Raw genomic sequence first — 17,433 nt, forward strand, 5'->3', positions numbered from 1 at the left:
GGAGGCGGTTTGGGAATGGAACGGGCGCCCTTCACAAGACGTGGCGCCCCGCAGGTCCAGTATTCCTTCTGGGCCAGGAAGATTCAAGGAGCGGATTGCTGTCTTCCCATGCGCTCTGTTCTGGCTTTGTCCATTCTTGGTCGTCAGACAGGATAGAAACGCCGTTGTTTCTCTCGCTTCCTTTACAGGTAGCCCAGGGAGCGCAGGATGTTTTCGTTTTCGGGCGCTGAATCCTTGCCGGGCTGGCGACGCCCTCGCTCGGGCGCCGTATTCACTCTGTCCAGGCCGGTCTTGCCCTTCATGGCGGCGGGCAGTTCGATAGGCCCGGCGGGCGTGAGATCTCTGCCTGCGAACGCTGCATAGTCCGGCGGATATCGATGCACCTTGAATACCGCATTCAAGTAATGGCCGCGCTCATCAACACCGGGTAGTTCTCCCTGGGCAAGGGTTCCTCCCCGGACAACCGGGTTGACGTATTTCCAAACGGTCTCGCCCTCAGGGGTGACCTCAAAGAAAGTTCCCAGGACGCCGGCGCATATCAAGGTATTTCCGTTAGGCAGTCGATGGGCGCCCGAGATCTCGGGCGAGTAGAAATGGGCCTTGTCGGGCGACGCGTAACACCAGACCGGCTCCGAGGGACCGTAGGTGTGGTCCGTGGCCATTTGGTAGCTTCCCCTGACGTCCACTGGCAACACGATTTCCTCGACGGAAGAGAAGCCGCGGTCCAATCCGTTATTGAAGATCAGGACGTTCCCCGCTCCCGGATAGCCGTTCGGGATCCAGTGCGCATCGTGTTGCTGGAAGAGCCGGCGGCCGTGACCGTCATCCTGGTCATAGGCGGCCGGATTGCCCCAGCGGTAAAGCAGGCCGCCGCCCGTGGCGTATCGTCCGGCGGTGCAGCCAGCCGCATCCTCCGCTGTCAGCGCATGGTCGATGATCCAGATCTCGTTGCACCCGCGAACGCTTAGCATGATCTGGTCCAACTTCGCGTTATACGCGATGGAGTTCATATGGTTCCAGAAGGCAGGGATACCGCGTCCGTTGCAGTTTACACTGATGCGTTCAGGATGCTCGGCGACATTGCCATAGTTTCTTCTGTCCGGCTCCCGATCCTGAATCAGGTGGTCCCACACATGCCATTCCCAGACGATTCTTCCGCCCTTGGGCCGCACGGGCTCGATTTCCACTACATAGTCCGGGAACAGTTCACCGTCGCGGAGCAGGTCAGGATCGAAACCGGCGGCGACACAATCCTCAAGGGTTTTGCGCTCGACGGCAAGGGCCAAGACATTGCCATTAGGCATTACCGCAACGTCGTGGTGGAGCATATGTTCGTCGCTGGCATAATCAAACTCCCACACGAGGTTGTCGTCCCAGTCGTACTCTTCGAGCCGGCCGCCTTCGCCGCCTCGGGTGAACCCTTGGGCATGTGTAAAGCAACACCGCAGGAGATGTCCGTTTTCAAGCAGGTAAACGGTCTGCCCCGGTTCAAACTGACTCTTGGTCCATTCATGGACGACGTGCCCCTCGTTATTGATGAGATATGTCATAGTCCGGTGTTTGGGGGCGAACAGGGTATAGCCTGGCGAAGCTTTGGGGGTATCGGCCACAAGGCCGAGCTTTCCTTCCGAGAGTGTGGTGATATCGAGCGCGGCTTGTCTCTTTGGGGTTCCCTCCCGCGGCGGAGGCGGGTTGCCGGCGTCTTTGCCTCTCCGTGGACCCGGTCCGCCCGGACGGCCTCGACGTTCTTCCCGCCGGGGCGGACGCTGCTCACGGAGGGGCTGTCGCGGCCGGCCGTTTGTGGCAGGTTTACCGCGATTTTCCGCTTGCGCCGCGGTTGATTTCGCAACCGCCCGGGTTTCGGCGTTGATGGGCAGCACGACGCGGAATCCTACATGGTAGTAAGGATGGTCCGGGTCTTCGGGCCCCCGCCAGTACGAGGGGTTGCGGTTCGACACGCGGCTGTGGCCATACTCGCCGTTATACCAGTTCCCGCCGCGCATGCCACGATACGGCTTGCCGTCAGGCATCAGGCTGGGACGTTCCGGTCCCGGCGGATTGTCCGCGGGGCTATATCCGTAGTAATCGCGGGCATACCAGTCATTGACAGACTGCCACACGTTGCCGGCCATGTCGTAGAGACCATAGCCGTTTGCGCCGTCGCCGGTCTGGAAGGTTTCCTCGGTTCCGGGCCAGCCGAAATCGGCCCTCGCACGAAGCTGTCCGTTGAAAAAACCGACGGGCGTCGTCCACGGCAAAGGGCCTGTGCGAAATGGATTATTCGATTCCGGCCAGTTAGCCTTTGCCGGATCGGCATCGTCGCCCCAGGGGAAGTTGCAGTAGGGATCGTGTAATCCGCCGCGCGCGGCGTATTCCCACTCGGCTTCGGTGGGCAGCCGGAAACCGCTCCGGCTGAAATCGCACTCCCAAGTGGCGGTGTCGTAGCAAGGCGGGCGGTCTTGTTGCGCGCTCAGCCAATTGCAGTATGCCGCGGCGCCCGGCCAGCGGATACAGACAATGGGATGGTCCTCTTTGCGATCAAGGACCGCGAAATGCACCCCATCCCACGCGATACGGCTGTACGGCGACATGGCCCGCGTCTCGCAGAGCAACTCGTTTGCGCCGGCGAGATATACGCCCCCCTGCCGCACCTCAATGGTCCGTTGGGCAACTGCGGCGTTGAGGAATTCGCAGTATTGCCGCGTGGTGACGTCGTAGATGCCCATGTAGAAGGCGTCCAGCCGCACCTGATGCACCGGCGTCTCGTCGCCGCCATGCTTCGGGTCCACAAAGCCATGATGATCGCCCATCTCAAAGATGCCGGCCGGGATCAACACACAGCCATCGGGTGCGGACGCATCGGCGGCTCGCGCCGGCTCCGGGACAGTCGATGGTTGTTGCGAGTCGGCGGTTTCCCTCAGAGAACAGCTCCAGAAAGCCGGTAGGGCGATCAGTGACACAATGGCTGCAAGCCTGGGGTTATTGAGCATGGATCTCATCGTTGGGGTCCTGTTGTGAGGTGGGTAGCCCTGTACCGTCCGCGGTACCGCCTGTTCTGGATTGCCCTTGTTGCGCCCTCGCGGCTATCCGGTATTCGAAAGCGACTTGAGAACCGCCTTCGGCGCCGTCCGTGCGATTTGTCACCGGCGTGCGGACGTAGGAGACGGTCGCAAGCGCTTTGTCGACGTTAACTCTCAAATAGCCGGGACTTGCCAGGAAGTCTCCCTGCACATAGCCGTACTCGGCGGCCATTCGCGCAGCTCCCCGGCCGCCCGAGCGGGAAGGCTGCGGCACGAGTTGATAAATCACGCCATCGAGTTCCTGGCGCGCAAAGAAGTGATCGTGACCATGGAATACTACGTTGACTCCGTACCGGGCGAGAAGTGCATGAACCGGCATACCCCAACCGGGGCGCTGCTCCTGAAAGGCGTGTCGGCCATCCCAGTCATGACCGCCCCATTCACCATACCGGGCAGCTTCCGCGCCACCCCGCATGGAGACATCTGTACCCCCGACCAGGTTGTGGATGAAGACGAACTTGAATGCCGCCGTGTTATCTTTCAACGTGCTCTCGAGCCACCGGTATTGCTCTTCCCCGAGCGTTGTGTTCCACTGCCCGTGTGCTCCGTGCGCGCGAGTTGTCGTGTACCAGTAGGGATCCAGGACCACAAAGAGCGCACCGCCCCACTTCCAAGCATAGTAGTCTTCCAGCAGCCCCAGTGACTCGAACGGGGTATCGTTGCCGGCATAGAAATCGTTGGGAACGGGGTTCGGGAAGAGCCGCTTCCGGATGGCATTGGACCATCCGGCGATGCAATCCCCCTGGGCGCTGAAGCGTTGTCCGAACTCACCATCATGATTTCCGAGAACGAGAAAGAGCGGGGCCGAATGGCAAAGCAAACCGAAGTAGTAGCGTTGAGCCAGATACTGAGGCAGCGCGGCCTGATAGTCCTGTTTGCGCTTGTCGGTCATGAACGTGTCGCCGAGGTCGATGTGAAAATCAGGGGCGTCGCCAAGGGCCGAGCGAAGGGCGCGCGCGTACAGTTCAGGAGATTCCGGGCTATCAAGATGCGAATCGGCCTGCACCGTGAACGTAAATGACGTCCCCGGAGTACGTTGGGTGTGGAATGTGCAAGTCTCATCCGGTACGAAAGCGTCCGTCCCTGCGCGCCGCAAGTACAGCTGATAGTAATGCTGCGTACCGGGCGTCAATTCATCGAGCAGGACCTCCTGGGGCTGGCCGGGGCCAAGGGGGAATATCTTCGTCTTTCGAACCAAATCTCCGACGGCGGTTCCGTAGGCAACATACCCGTCCATGGGGATATAACCCAGAATGCTGAGTGTTATGCAGTGGCCAGTCGGACGCCCGAGAATGATGTCGAAATCGTGCGCTGGCACGCCCGTGTAGAAAACGGACGAAGGACCACGTTGAAGTTCTTTTGCGCGCATTGGAACGGCATCGAGCTGGCCGCGTCCCCCAAGGTGATGTTCCTGTTCCTGGGACAAACCGGCCGCAGCCAGAATGAGAAGACCAGCCACAACTGCCGGCGTTCGTGAGAAAGTGCGTCTCATGACTTTTGGTTCTCCAGAGAAATCCTTCCTGTTGAACCCCAAGTATCGGCAGATGGTTCCTTCCCGAAGGCCATCTCGATATACGATGTGATTCCGAGGTCAAGCCAGCATTGTCAGCGAATGGGAATTGACGAGTTGGAGGTTGCTACAAAGGCCGCCCCGCGCCTGGTGGACAGGTCTGCGCTTGCCGCTTCGGAAGGCAGAAGTGACGGCATGCGCCCCTGACAAGGGTCTCCTAAAGCTGAGCTTTATTGACCAGTCCCGCGCACTCGGGGAAATCCCACTGGATCTCTGGATAGTTCTGCCACATTTTGACGTCGCGCGTGAGCAGTCCGTAGAGTTCGGGCCGGCGCTGGTGCATGGTCCGCAAGTGCTTGCGTTTCCATCGAAGTTCGGCGAGGTTGATGGAGGCACTGACACAGGCGTCGCCCTTGTCTTTGATGCGAGGATAGAGGCGTGCCTGCTCGCGTTCCTGGGAGTAGCCGCCGGCGGGCGTGACGCAGCCCGGCCCTGCGAATCCGGTGTTGAACCCCATGGTGATGTTCGCGCCGACGACGCAGCCGTAGCACTGCGCGGCCATGATGCAGTGGGAGTCTTCGACCATGCCGAAGCGGCCGTTTATCCAAAGGATGATCTCAGCGCCCATGTATGAGGTACATCCCCACGCCTCCGGGAAATAGCCGTCATAGCATTGGAGAATGCCGACCGGAGCGCAGTCCAGCGTGAACACCTTGAATTCGCTGCCGAGGATGCCGCGGGCTTCCCGATCGTTGCCCTGGTTCGGCGGCCAGAAGTGAGGCTCGGGACCCGAGGCGGGGTGGCATTTAAGATACCGGCCGAGAAAATTGCCGGCGCGATCGACCACCCATGCGCTGGTAGACCACTGGTCCGTGCCGTGTTTTTCGACGCAGCCGGTGACCGCGTTGATCTTGTGCTTTGCGGCCAGCGCGAAGAACTCCCGGGCCACCGCGTCTTTGGGTGTGATCGTATCGCCCAGGACGTACTCGGGGAAGACAACCAAATCGGAGCCGAGATCCGCCGCCTTCTCGAAGAACAGGGGCATTCGCTCGATGGGCGGCGGCGCTTCCGGCCCCGTGGTAAGCTGGACCATCGTAATTGTCACGGCTTCTTTCGGGCCCATGGATTGCTCCTTTGCCGCCGGGCGCTGCTCCCGGGATTTCTTCGTTTCGCGGCGGGGGTTAGCGGCGCTGGCCGACGCCGCAAGACCAATCCCCGTTGCCCCCGCACCTATGAATGCGCGCCGGGTGAACGTGGTCCTATTCTTGGGTTTGCTCATGACGCACACTATAGCGGATGCGTGTACTGGGTTCCATGCAACGCGCGCGGGGAAAACGCCAATATCAGCGGGGTGTGGTATGGTAGTCTGCGTTGGGCAATCTGAGATATGATTTGTCGCGGCGCATCCGGATTGCCGGACGCGGAACTCCCGCAGCCGGGTATTGTCCGCGAAGATTCGAAGGGGGCTAACGATGAGGCTGCGTTTATGCGTTGCGCTGGCGTTGCTCTTGGCGGTCCCCATTGCCTTTGCCCAGGCCGTACCCGCAAGTGCGGCCGACGAAAAGAACCTGGAGCCGAGCGAACGATTCCTGCCCGATGTCTTCTCGCACCGCATATCGTACCGGCGCGAGGTGGATTTGAACGGCGTCTGGGAGTTCAAACGAGACCCGGGCAACATCGGTGAGAGCCAGGGGTGGCATGAGGGGAAGGGCGCGTTTGAAGCGTGCATGACGGTTCCGGGGGCGCCCCAGGCACAGGGTCACGGCGAACCGCACCAGTACCAACGCACGATGTTCATGGAACCGTTTTGGATTCGCCGCTCGTTCTCTGTTCCACCGTTGGCATACGGTGAGCGGCTATGGCTGCGCATCGGAGGCATTCTCCCGGCGGCCAGGATCTACGTCAACGGCCGTGAAGCGGGCTATACAAAGAGCAGCCGTACGCCGCAGCGCGTGGATATTACGGATTTCGTGCGCGCCAATGCCGAGAATGCCATCGCCATCAAGGTGTGCGAGCTTCCGGAAGTCCGCATGGACGGGATGTTGGAGTGGAACGAGGGTACGCAGTTGTGGAGCGGCCCGTACCGTCCCATTTATTGCGAAATCGCGGGTAAATGCAGCGTGATTGATGCGTATGTGCGCACGCGGCTTTCGGACGGGGTTGTGGAAGTCGATGTCGACCTGTCGCATGCGCCGGAGGTTCCCACGGACCTCGAACTGGCCGTCAAGGATGGCGAGAAACGGCTGGGCCGGGCGCTGGGGCGCATGCCTGAAAGGCAGACGCACGCGCGAAGTTCAGTGAAACTGCGCACGTTTGAGGCGTGGTCGCCGGAACATCCGAAGCTGTACACGCTGGAAATCAGTTTGAAGGAACGGGGGGCGTCCATCGAGTCCGACAAGGTTGGCATGCGGTTCGGCATGCGGGAATTCAAGACGGAGGGGACCAAGTTCTACCTGAACGGGGCGCCGCTGTACGTGCGCTGTTTCGGCGAACACCTCTATTACCCGGATACGCTGTGTCCGCCATCGGACGTCAACTGGTACGCGCCCCGTCTCCGCCTGGCGCGCCAGTACGGAATGAATGCGGTCAAGGGATGCGTGGAGGCGGTGCCGCCGGAATTCCTCGAAGCGTGCGATGAAGCCGGAATACTGGTCATTCAGGAAATGCCGTTTGGCCTTTCCACCTTGCGCGCGAACCGGTACACCATCGACGAGCGGTTCAGGCGGTATTATTCGGGCGAACTCGACGGCCTTGTGCGGATCAGCCGGAACCATGCGTCCGTCATGGCCTACAGCATGTCGAGCGAGATGTCCTTTGACAGCCAGACCCAGGAATCGTTCGATTACTTCAGCGGCGCAGGCGGTTTGCCGGGGCAGACGCGGCGCCTGGCGCCGCACGCCTTGGTGATAGACTGCACGGGCTATGTCAACACAATGGAAACGAAAAAGGGTGCGCGCGACACCGATTTCTATGCCTCAATACATCCCTTGTGGTTGAAAGACGTGTTTGAAGAGTTGGATATGGAGTCAGACGGCCGCGCACCGATGGTTCTGCACGAGTACAACTGGTGGAGCAGCTATCCCGACGTCTCCCTTAGGGACAAATACGCGGATTCACAGTTGAAACCGTTCTGGCTCGACAGACTCGAAGAGACCGCGCGGGCTCAAGGCCAGGCCGAGCTGATACCGCTCTATCACAAGAACTCCACTTGGCTGCAGACGCTGTCCCGAAAAGACGGCATCGAATACGCGCGCAGAGGGAAGTTGATCGAAGGGTACATCTTGTGGCTGCTGATCGACTACGGGCATTGGACCGAGGGCCTTCTCGACGATTTCTGGAGTCCGAAGAACATCACGCCGGAGGAATTCCTGAAATCCAACGGTGACACGGTCATCGTGTTGGCGCAGGACGGCAACCGGTGTTTGCCGATGGGTGCAAAGACAGACATTCCTCTGGGCATCAGTCACTATGGTGAGTCCTCTCTTGACGGAAGCGTGTTGAAATGGAAGACGACGGGGCCGTGGGGGGCGGTTGAGGGCGAGATCCCGGTTGATACCTTGCCTCAGGGGGCGTTCACCTGCGCGGGTTCCGCGCAGTTCGAGCCGCCGGCCGCGAAACGGGCGTACAAGCTCGGCCTGGAAGCCGCGTTGTATCATAAGAACCGGCTCATCAACACCAACAACTGGTCGTTCTGGGCGTTTCCGGACGTCGAGGAGCCGCTGCGCTCAGCGGCACTTCCCGAAAATGCCGGAAAACTCTTCGATACCGGCCTGTTTCTCCGCACCTATGCCCAGAAACTCGCGCCCATCCCGGCTTCGGCCCGGGTTGTCATTGCGGATACAGCGGATGAGGCGTTGGCAAACTACCTCGAGGGAGGAGGCCGCTGTCTGCTGTTCACGCACGGGTCCGAGCTCGAAAACATGAAGATGTACTATGAAAACATCAGTTTCTACCCGCTTTTCCGTACGATTCCGTGGAACGCGGGGGACAGCGGCAACTCGGGGACCCTCATAAGCCCACATCCCGCGATGGAAGCGTTTCCTCACGAAGGGATGTGCGACCTGCCGTTTATCAACATGTTGAAAGGCAATCTGCCCATGGAATTCAGCCCGTTGCGGGGCTATGGGGTAACGCCGATAATCCGCGGGATTGACCACTACTACACCCATCGCAACAATGCCCACCTGCTTGAGTTCAAGGTGGGAGATGGCCGCGTGCTCGCGTGCACGCTGGGTGTCTTGCAGTGTCTGAGGCCTCATACCGCGGGCCAGACATCGTATGACAAGCCCGAAGCCTTGTGTCCGAACGAGACGGTCGAGGCCCGGTATCTCCTGAAATGTTTCTGGGACTACATGAACGGCAGCCGTTTTTCTCCTGCCGCAACCGTGCCGCGCGAGGAGTTCGTGCGTTTGTTCAGGCAACGTGCCGCTGCGCCGTAGCCGGGGAGCCTTGCCGAAAGCGGCCTATGCGGATGGCGCGGCCGGGCTGGGTTCCTCGGTTCCTTACAAGGCGGCCACAGAAATGCTCAATCGGGTTGGAGAATTATGTGAAAGATTACTTAAGAGCGTATAGTGAAGTGGTTCCGGGAACTGTGCTTGTGCTGCCCGGGTACGGCTCCGCACACCTGGCAACCTGCCCGGGAAGGGCTTATAAGGAGATGACAAGATGGGGTACCTCAGTCAGGAAGAACGCGACATTCGGCTTGCCAAGGTTCAGACGATTCTGAAGGCGAAAAACCTTGATCTGACCCTTGTCTACTATGACGAATTCAATATCGGCAATGGGTGGTATCTGACGGGGTGGTGTCCGCAGTTCGAGAGCGGCGCCGTGCTGGTCCTGAAAGATGGGAGTGCGATGTTGCTCGGCGGGCCGGAGAGCGAGCCGTTTGCGAAGCAGGACAGCGCTATTACCGAGACACGGAATTTCCCGGTGTTCATGGTCCCGGACGAGGAGTATCCGAACGCGACGATCACGGATTTCCCGTCGCTGTTCGCGGAACTCAAAGCTAAGGAAGGGACGATTCGCCGCGCGGGACTGGTTGGGGGCGGCCGAATGCCCGCGGACTGTTACCGGCAAATCACCGAAGGGTTCAAGGGTGTGGAGCTGGTGGACATCACGGAGGATTTCCTGGCGTTGCGCCACGACAAGTCAGCATGGGAACGTGAGCAAATCCGTGCGGCTTTTGGGCTTGCGGACCAGTGCTACGACGCGATGGCGAAGGCCATCAAGCCGGGGGCCATGGAGATAGAAGTGGCGGCCGCGGGCGAATATGCAGCGCGGAGCCGGGGCGCCACGGGCTTCGGGTTCAGCGCCATCGTAGGGTCCGGTGCGCGGGCCAATGCGGTTGTGCCGACGGCAACGACGAAACGGCTTGTGGCCGGCGACCTGGTCATGATTGGTCTCGCCCCGAAAGTACAGGGATACGCGGGGGTTATGGGCCACACCCTGCCGGTGTCGGGCGAGTACACGGCGTCGCAGAAGGAACTTCTGGGCCATCTCAAGGAGGTGTTTCGGCTGACGAAAGCGCAATTGATGCCCGGCCGGAAAGGAACCGAGATCGATGCGCCGGGCCGCGCCTATTTCGAGAAGCACGGCCTGCTGAAATACCTGGTATGCCCGTTCGCGCATACAATAGGGCTGCATGAGGCCGAGGCCCCCTTCTTCGGGCCCAACAGCCAGGACGCCCTCAGGCCCGGTATGACGATTTGCGTTGATGTGAGTTTCTTTGGCCATCCCGAATGGAACGGCGCCCGCATCGAAACGGGCTATGAAATCACCAAGGATGGCCCCGTCGCGTTCAGCGCCAAAATGGACACGATGCTCACGGAGTGACTGCCGCAGTCGCTTGGACCGAAGCGCGTACTGCTGGCACGGGGCGAATGGTTTCTGTCGCTTGGGGTTCGTCTGGGACTGTAGCGCAGGTCATCGTCTGGAATGAGGAGGTGCGGAGATGTTGGAGCAGTTACGGGCGCATGATGCGAAGATGGTCGAACTGGAGTGCGGGCAGGGCAGCATGCTTATTCCGCCGTCGCTTAATGGGCGCATTTTCTGTCAGTTGGGCGGGGAACTGGTGCACCGGCTTGACGGTAAGGCGCTGGCGCATCCCTCGCCAGCGGAATACGACAATCTTGGCGGCAACTCCCTCTGGCCCGCTCCCGAAGGCGGGCCCTTTGCGTTCAACTACCTTCCCGGCAGCAACACGTGGACGGTGCAACACGGCATCGCCAAGGCGGTGCCCAGGGTATTCCGCGACGACAGAAACTGTGTGGGTATAGAGAAGCGCATCGTCTTGACGAACCGTAAAGGCACGCGCGTTGACCTCGAGTACCGCAGGCTGGTGTCGGCGCGCGACATTCGTCCGCTCGTGGAGGAGTACGCGTTAGAAGGCATGTGCTACCACACGGAAGACACGTTCGAACCCTTGGGCGAGTATGATCCGGAAAAGGTGCTTCTGGCGCCCTGGTCACTCGAGCAGTTCCCCGGAGCGGATGGCGTCGTCGCCTTCGGCAAAGTGGCCGAGCTCGAAGATGCGCTGAATTGTGATTTCTACGGCGATCCGGGGGACCGAATCGCCCGGCGCCGGGACCATTTCTCGTTCAGGCTGGGAGGAAAAGCGCGGCATCAGATAGGGGTCCGGGTCCAGAGTGAACCTCAATTCATCGGCGCTCTGGATCGGGGGCGTTCCATGTTGTTCCTGCGCAAGACCCCGCCCCTGCAGGGGGTCTATTTCAATATCGCGGACAATGACCAGCTCGCGGGGCCGTTTTCGACGGCGGACCTGTACAGCATTTTCAACGGCGGCGAACTCGGGTTCTTTGAACTTGAGACGATTGGGGCCATGCAGGCGGCCGGGGACCGTTTGCTGGCCAGCACGCTCCTTTCGGAGACCTTGATTCTGAGAGGAACCCAATCGGGACTGTTGCGCTATCTGTCGGAAGAGGAAGGACTGCAACTTGACGAGCCGGCGATGAGCACGTTGGCCTGACAGCCCGGGGGCGCGATAACCAAGGCAGGAAAGACAACAGCGTATGCAACTGAACCCGTTGGATTGGTCGATAGTCATCGCGTCATTGGTATTCTCGCTGCTGATAGGGCTCTACTTCACCAAGCGGGCCAGCCGCAGCCTGCGCGAGTTTTTTACGGCTGAGGGCAGCCTCCCGTGGTGGCTGGTCGGTACCTCGATGGTGGCCACGACCTTCGCCGCCGACACGCCGCTGGTGGTATCCGGACTGGTGCGCAAGGCAGGAATTTACGAGAACTGGCTGTGGTGGAGCGCGCTGATGGGCGGGATGCTCACCGTTTACTTCTTCGCCGGCCTCTGGAGACGCGCGGGGCTTATCACGGACGTCGAGTTCGTGGAATTGCGCTACGAAGGCAAGTCGGCGGCCGCGTTGCGCGCGTTCTTCGCGGTGTACTCGGGCCTGCTCGTGAACTGCATCGTAATGGGCTGGGTCACGCTCGCGATGAGCAAGATCCTCAACGTTATGATGGGGTGGGACAAGGTCTTTTCGGTGGCCATCCTTGTAATCCTCACGCTGGTGTATACGACGCTGTCGGGTTACTGGGGAGTGGTGGTAACGGACTTCTTCCAGTTCGCCCTGGCCATGTTCGGGGCCATCACGCTCATGGTCATTGTGCTGATTGAGATGGGCGGCCCGGGCCCGATGGTGGAACAGGTGCTGGCGGCGCCAGGGGTAGAACCGAAGGTGCTCCACTTTGTGCCGGATTTCCGGACGGCTACGAACCTGGCGATTATCACGTTTGTCGTGCAGGTATCGCTCCTGTGGTGGGGAGGCGGCCAGGGGGGCGGCTATCTTGCGCAGCGGATGTTTTCAGCCAAGGACGAGCGGCACGCGGCAAAAGCCTTCTTGTGGTTCAATATCGCGCACTACGTGGTAAGGCCCTGGCCGTGGATCGTGGTGGGATTGGCGTCGCTGGTGTACTTTCCGCTTCAAGCGGGCGAGGATCCCGAGCTGGCCTATCCCCAGATGATTGCAAAGTTGATGCCTGGCGGGATGCGCGGACTGATGGTGGCCTCGCTTTTCGCCGCATTCATGAGCACCCTGAGCACCCAATTGAACTGGGGGGCTTCGTACCTCGTCAGCGACCTGTATAAGCGGTTCATGGCCCCCGCGGCTTCCGAGCGCCACTATGTGAATGCATCGCGGGTCCTCATGCTGGTGTTGATGCTCCTCGGAGCGCTTGCCGCCTGGCAATCGGAGAGCATCGCCAAGGTGTGGATATACCTGATGACCATCGGGGCGGGCGGAGCGTTTGTGGGGCTTCTGCGCTGGTACTGGTGGCGCGTCAATGCGTGGGCGGAAATAGGCGCGATGATCAGCTCGCTGATCGTCGCCAACGGCAACGTCTTCTGCAAGCCGCTGGCTTGGCTTGGCCTCATTTCGCCGCAGGCCGTGGAACGAATTGACTGGTTTTATGCTTCGGACACCTACGCCATCCGCATCATCTTCATCATCGGCATCTGCACGCTGATCTGGATCGCAGTGATGTACCTGACCCCGCCTGTGTCGGATGCGCACCTCGATCGCTTCTACCGGCGCATCCGGCCCGGGGGCTGGTGGGGCCACATAGCCCGGAAGCATCCCGAAATCAAGGCGCCGTCCTCGCGCCGTCTCTGGATAGGCTGGTTCGCTGGCACCGTCTGCATATACACGGGCTTGTTCGGGACGGGCTATTTATGCATAGGACGATACAGCTCGGCCCTTGTGACGCTTGCCGTGAGCGCAGTGAGCGGCTGGTACATGGTCAACAACATGCCGCGCGAAGAAGAGATGCCGCGCGATTCCGGGGTGGCCGCGTCATTGGAGCCAACCGGGCAACCCTCTCAGGAATGAGGATTGCGTTGTCCCGAAGTATAGCGGTGCCGGTACATGATGGGCGTAGTGCCCTGATGTTTCTTGAACATGTTCGTGAAATGAGCGGAATCACAGAACCCGAGCGCGTGCGCGATCTCGGTAAGGGACCGGTTGAGGTCGAGCAGGTGGTTGCATGCGTGCTGAACGCGCCGGCGCTGGTAGTACGTCATGGGACTCCATCCGGTGGCTTTGCGGAAAATGGCGCCCAGATGGTCGGGACACACGCCCAGTCCGCCGGCCAATTGCCCCACGTTGAACGGTTCGCACCGCAGAATGGACTCCTCGATGTGTTCGAGAGCGGCAACGATTTCCTCGCGGAACCCGAGTCCCACCTCGACCGGGCTTTGCCGGGTGTAGGACCGGCTCAGGAGTATCAGCGCTTTGAGAAGACTCGACCGCAGGAACGTGAGCGAGGGCTGTGAGACAACGCACTCGCGCGTGATATCGGCCAATTCTCGGTCCAGCGCCGTCAATTCCGATTCCGAAAGGCTGAACGAGACCGCTGGCCCGTCCTTGGGTTGTCGAAACAACGCGGCCGCCAGGAACATCGGCACCAGTCCGGTCTCACGCCAATGGGCCATCAAGTCGTCGGCCAGCCATTCGGTAAGGTAATAGATGTTCGTCTGATGGAGCCCGGCAATCCCATAAATGGCATGGGTCATACCGGGGGCGAGGACGATCACGGTGCCGGGCCCCAGTTCATCCGTCGCGTAGCAGGTGCGGTGCAGGGCCTTTCCTTGCCGGATGACGGAGATCTCGAAGTGGTCATGGGAGTGCGGGCGGCGGTCCTGGAGGTCGGGCACATACACCGGATATCCGTAGTGCCATCCCGGGTACTCGGGCTGGCCCGGGGCCAGGCGCCGGAATTCTCCGTCTCCGGCCATCCAGGAACCGACTTGAACAGGCCGGTCCGCGGACACGCCTACCTTGTCAAGGGTCGAGGTGTAGAGGGGCTCGAAACCGGACCCTGGCTTTGATATTGCCCAAGGCATAGCCATGTTCCTTCATGATGCTTGCACCCCCGCGCACAAGCGCCGCTGATTGCGCCTTGTTGAGCGCTTCACCTCCGCGCCGTGTTCAGCCCCGCGGGCCCGAACGCAGCACCCCATCTCGGATACGTTATAGCATTTGAAAGAACGAACGCCAGACCAAACAGGCGCCTGGGAACGCACAATACGGACCAAACGGCCCATGTTGCATGACGCGTTACTCGGATTCCTACAATAGCACGCCCAAACGTAACAAGACAAAGGGCGTGTCTGAGCACACAATAGTTGTGGCTGGCTGAACGTCTGTGGAATGATGCCGGAATCATGGCAGCGGGTTTTCATCATTTCTTGAAATCGGCGCCGGTCCATTAAGGATGGATGTGCGCATGACCCTCTCTACAGTCTCGATGACGCTGCTCATCGCCGTGGCCGGAGCGAGTGCGGACTCTGGCGCGCAGGACGCCATATTGCTCGAGACGGACTCGTTCGTCATCGGGGTGGGCGCGGACGGCCGTGTAGCGCGTTTTGTAGACGTGGGATCAGGGATTGACTACTGTGACCACGCCGCGGCTGGAGCATTCGGGTCAGTTCGAGGCGGGGGCAGAACCTTTCCCGTCACGGCTGCAGCGTACGGGGAGCAACTGCTTACGCTCGAATTCGCCGGTATCGATGGGCAGGCCGTCTTCCGGGTGATTCCCGAACCCCGGCGTCTGGTGTTCGAGGTCATCACGTTTACGTGCGGCAACGCGGAGGAGTTCACGTTCGCCCGGATTCCTCTGACGCTCATGGGCGAGTTCACGGAGCCTTTCGGGGCCAGCCCGCTGGCGCTTAATCTTGAAACCAACTGCGTTCAGATCCCGGGCCTGTGCCCGGGCATCTCCGGCTTCATTGCGACAAAGCGCTTCGGGTTCGTGGGCGCGCGGGGCGCTATCGTAGCGGCCCACCCTGGCGAGCTGCGTGATGCGTTGAAGGACGCGGTGAAATCATCGCCGGACTTGGCGCCGTCTCTCTTGGGAGGGCCGTGGGCCCTCGATGCGGACATCAACCAGGGGTCTTACCTGATCGCGATGGAGGAGCATGTCACGCAGGAAAACGTGGGCAAGTGGCTCGACGCCGCCCGGTGCGTGGGCGCCAGCCAGATCGACCTGCACGGCGGCGATGCGTTCCGCTTCGGCGATTTCGAGGTCAACAGGGATATGTACCCCCGCGGCCGGGAGAGCCTGAAGGCGGTTGTAGACGCCATTCACGATGCGGGATTTGCGGCGGGGCTGCACACGTACGCTTTCTTCATCGCCAAAGAAACGCCCTGGGTTACGCCTGTCCCCGATTCGCGACTGGATACGGATGCCGTGTTCACCATCGTTGACGACATCAATGAAGACGACGCCACAATTGGCGTCGAGGAAAGCACGGAGGCGATGTCGACCGTCACTGGGTTCCAGGTGCGGAACAGCGTGACCCTTCGGCTTGACGACGAACTCATCACATACGGCGGTATCGGGAAAGAGCCGCCGTTTACGTTCAAAGATTGTGTGAGGGGGGCTTACGGAACACATGCTGCGCGCCACGCGCGGGGAACCAAAGCGTATCACCTGAAGGAATGTTTCGGGTTGTTCGTGCCCCAAGGCGATTCCTCGCTCTTCGCGGAGGTCGCCCAGCGCACGGCAGATCTGTATAACGCGTGCGGTTTCGACATGCTCTACCTGGATGCCCTGGACGGAGCGGACATCCTGGGCGGAGCGGAATACGCCTGGCACTACTCAGCCAAGTTCGTGTATGAACTGACCCGCCGCCTCGAAAAGCCGCCCGTCATGGAGATGAGCACGTTTTCCCATCATCTGTGGTGCGTGCGGTCGCGCATGCAGGCATGGGACTGCCCGGCCCGCGGCGTAAAGGATTTCGTCGATTCCCATGTGCTGCACAACAGGCAGTGGAAATCGGCCTTTCTGCCGACGCATCTGGGATGGTGGGGGTGTTTTGACTGGAACGGCATCCAGCCGGACCGCACCATGCCGGACGACATGGAGTATCTCTGCGCAAAAGCCTTGGCGACGGACAGCAGTCTGTCGTACATCGTGGGGTTCAGTCCCGACAGCCTCAAGCGTGCGAACAGGCAACGGTTGGCGGCTATCGCGCGGCAGTACGAGACGCTTCGGAGTGCCGGCGCCGTGCCGGATTCCATCAAATCTCGACTGGCGGTTCCCGGCAAGGAGTTTGCGCTCGAGGTGGCTGATGACGGGCAATGGGCTTTTCGTCCCGCAAGCTATTCCCGTCACAAAATCACGGCCGAGACGGGAGCGGAGCAGCTGGTGATCAATAACCCGTACGGGCCACAGCCCCTGCGGGTGCGTATCGAGGCGCTTCTTGATGCCGAAGACTACGATTCGCCGGCGGGTACGGTGCTCGCGGACCCGCGCAATCCCGGCGAGTTCGGACCGGCCGAAACCCAGCAGGGCGTCACGGCAACGCTGGAAAGGCTGCCCGAAAACGCGGACGACAAGGGCATAGGCGCCGTTCTCGCGGCGCAAAACACGGATGTAGAGAGCGGCCGGGCGTGGGCAGCCTTCCGCAAGGAGTTTGCGCCGCCGGCCGGCATGAAAGAGCGGGGACTGGGTCTATGGGTCGACGGTGACGGACAAGGCGAGGTGCTCAATGTGCAGGTGCGGACTCCCCAACATCTGGGCGGAGGGTTCGCGGACCACTATATCCGCATCAATTTCACGGGACGGCGGTATTTCAGGCTGGTCGAGCCGGAGTCTGAAGAACTTTCGCGGTACGAATGGGCGCACACCAGGCGCAGGAACGACTTGCTGCGGGATGTGTCCCGGGTCACGGCCTATGCCTATCCTATGTATCATGTGTGGGTGGACTACAACCAAATCGCTTCGCTGACGATAGGCGTTAACAATCTGCCGCAGGGTAAATCCGTGAAAGTGGGTCTTGGCGCCGTAAAGGCCGTTCCGTTGCGCAAGGTCAAA

The 17,433-nt window shown here is 60.6% G+C and carries 9 protein-coding genes; 5 read left to right on the forward strand and 4 right to left on the reverse strand.

Going from position 1 to position 17,433, the window contains the following annotated elements; all coding sequences use genetic code 11:
• Positions 1-182: 182 nt before the first annotated feature.
• The 3 genes from PLJ71_10510 to PLJ71_10520 all read right to left on the reverse strand — a co-directional run bounded on the left by PLJ71_10510 (position 183) and on the right by PLJ71_10520 (position 5,713).
• Positions 183-2,999 carry an SUMF1/EgtB/PvdO family nonheme iron enzyme gene (locus PLJ71_10510; protein ID HQM49110.1) on the reverse strand — a complete coding sequence of 939 codons (2,817 nt, stop codon included), beginning with the start codon at positions 2,997-2,999 and terminating at the stop codon, positions 183-185.
• Positions 2,980-4,572 (reverse strand): metallophosphoesterase, encoded by a 1,593-nt coding sequence (locus tag PLJ71_10515; protein ID HQM49111.1) that lies wholly within the window; start codon positions 4,570-4,572, stop codon positions 2,980-2,982. Before PLJ71_10515 ends, PLJ71_10510 begins: the two co-directional genes overlap by 20 nt.
• A gap of 235 nt (positions 4,573-4,807) precedes the next feature.
• Positions 4,808-5,713 carry a carbon-nitrogen hydrolase family protein gene (locus tag PLJ71_10520; protein ID HQM49112.1) on the reverse strand — a complete coding sequence of 302 codons (906 nt, stop codon included), beginning with the start codon at positions 5,711-5,713 and terminating at the stop codon, positions 4,808-4,810.
• A gap of 349 nt (positions 5,714-6,062) precedes the next feature.
• Here PLJ71_10520 and PLJ71_10525 point away from each other — a divergent pair, with 349 nt between their 5' ends.
• The 4 genes from PLJ71_10525 to PLJ71_10540 all read left to right on the forward strand — a co-directional run bounded on the left by PLJ71_10525 (position 6,063) and on the right by PLJ71_10540 (position 13,445).
• Entirely contained in the window at positions 6,063-9,029 is a 2,967-nt protein-coding gene (locus PLJ71_10525) for a glycoside hydrolase family 2 TIM barrel-domain containing protein (protein HQM49113.1), read from the forward strand.
• Between the two features lie 226 nt (positions 9,030-9,255).
• Positions 9,256-10,422 (forward strand): Xaa-Pro peptidase family protein, encoded by a 1,167-nt coding sequence (locus PLJ71_10530; GenBank protein ID HQM49114.1) that lies wholly within the window; start codon positions 9,256-9,258, stop codon positions 10,420-10,422.
• 118 nt (positions 10,423-10,540) lie between these two features.
• Positions 10,541-11,575, forward strand: a complete 1,035-nt coding sequence (locus tag PLJ71_10535; protein ID HQM49115.1) for a hypothetical protein — start codon at positions 10,541-10,543, stop codon at positions 11,573-11,575.
• A 43-nt stretch (positions 11,576-11,618) separates the two neighbouring features.
• Positions 11,619-13,445 carry a Na+:solute symporter gene (locus PLJ71_10540; protein HQM49116.1) on the forward strand — a complete coding sequence of 609 codons (1,827 nt, stop codon included), beginning with the start codon at positions 11,619-11,621 and terminating at the stop codon, positions 13,443-13,445.
• Here the strand turns inward: PLJ71_10540 and PLJ71_10545 are convergent.
• Positions 13,436-14,458: an AraC family transcriptional regulator gene (locus PLJ71_10545; GenBank protein ID HQM49117.1), complete on the reverse strand. Its 1,023-nt coding sequence runs from the start codon at positions 14,456-14,458 to the stop codon at positions 13,436-13,438. The two genes, PLJ71_10540 and PLJ71_10545, sit on opposite strands and share 10 nt — an antisense overlap.
• A 383-nt stretch (positions 14,459-14,841) precedes the next feature.
• Between PLJ71_10545 and PLJ71_10550 the strand changes: the two genes are divergently transcribed.
• Positions 14,842-17,433, forward strand: a 2,592-nt coding sequence (locus PLJ71_10550) for a hypothetical protein (protein HQM49118.1), incomplete at its 3' end; no start/stop codon positions are given.

It is taken from the genome of Candidatus Hydrogenedentota bacterium (assembly GCA_035416745.1).
Taxonomy (GTDB): Bacteria; Hydrogenedentota; Hydrogenedentia; order Hydrogenedentales; family SLHB01; genus UBA2224.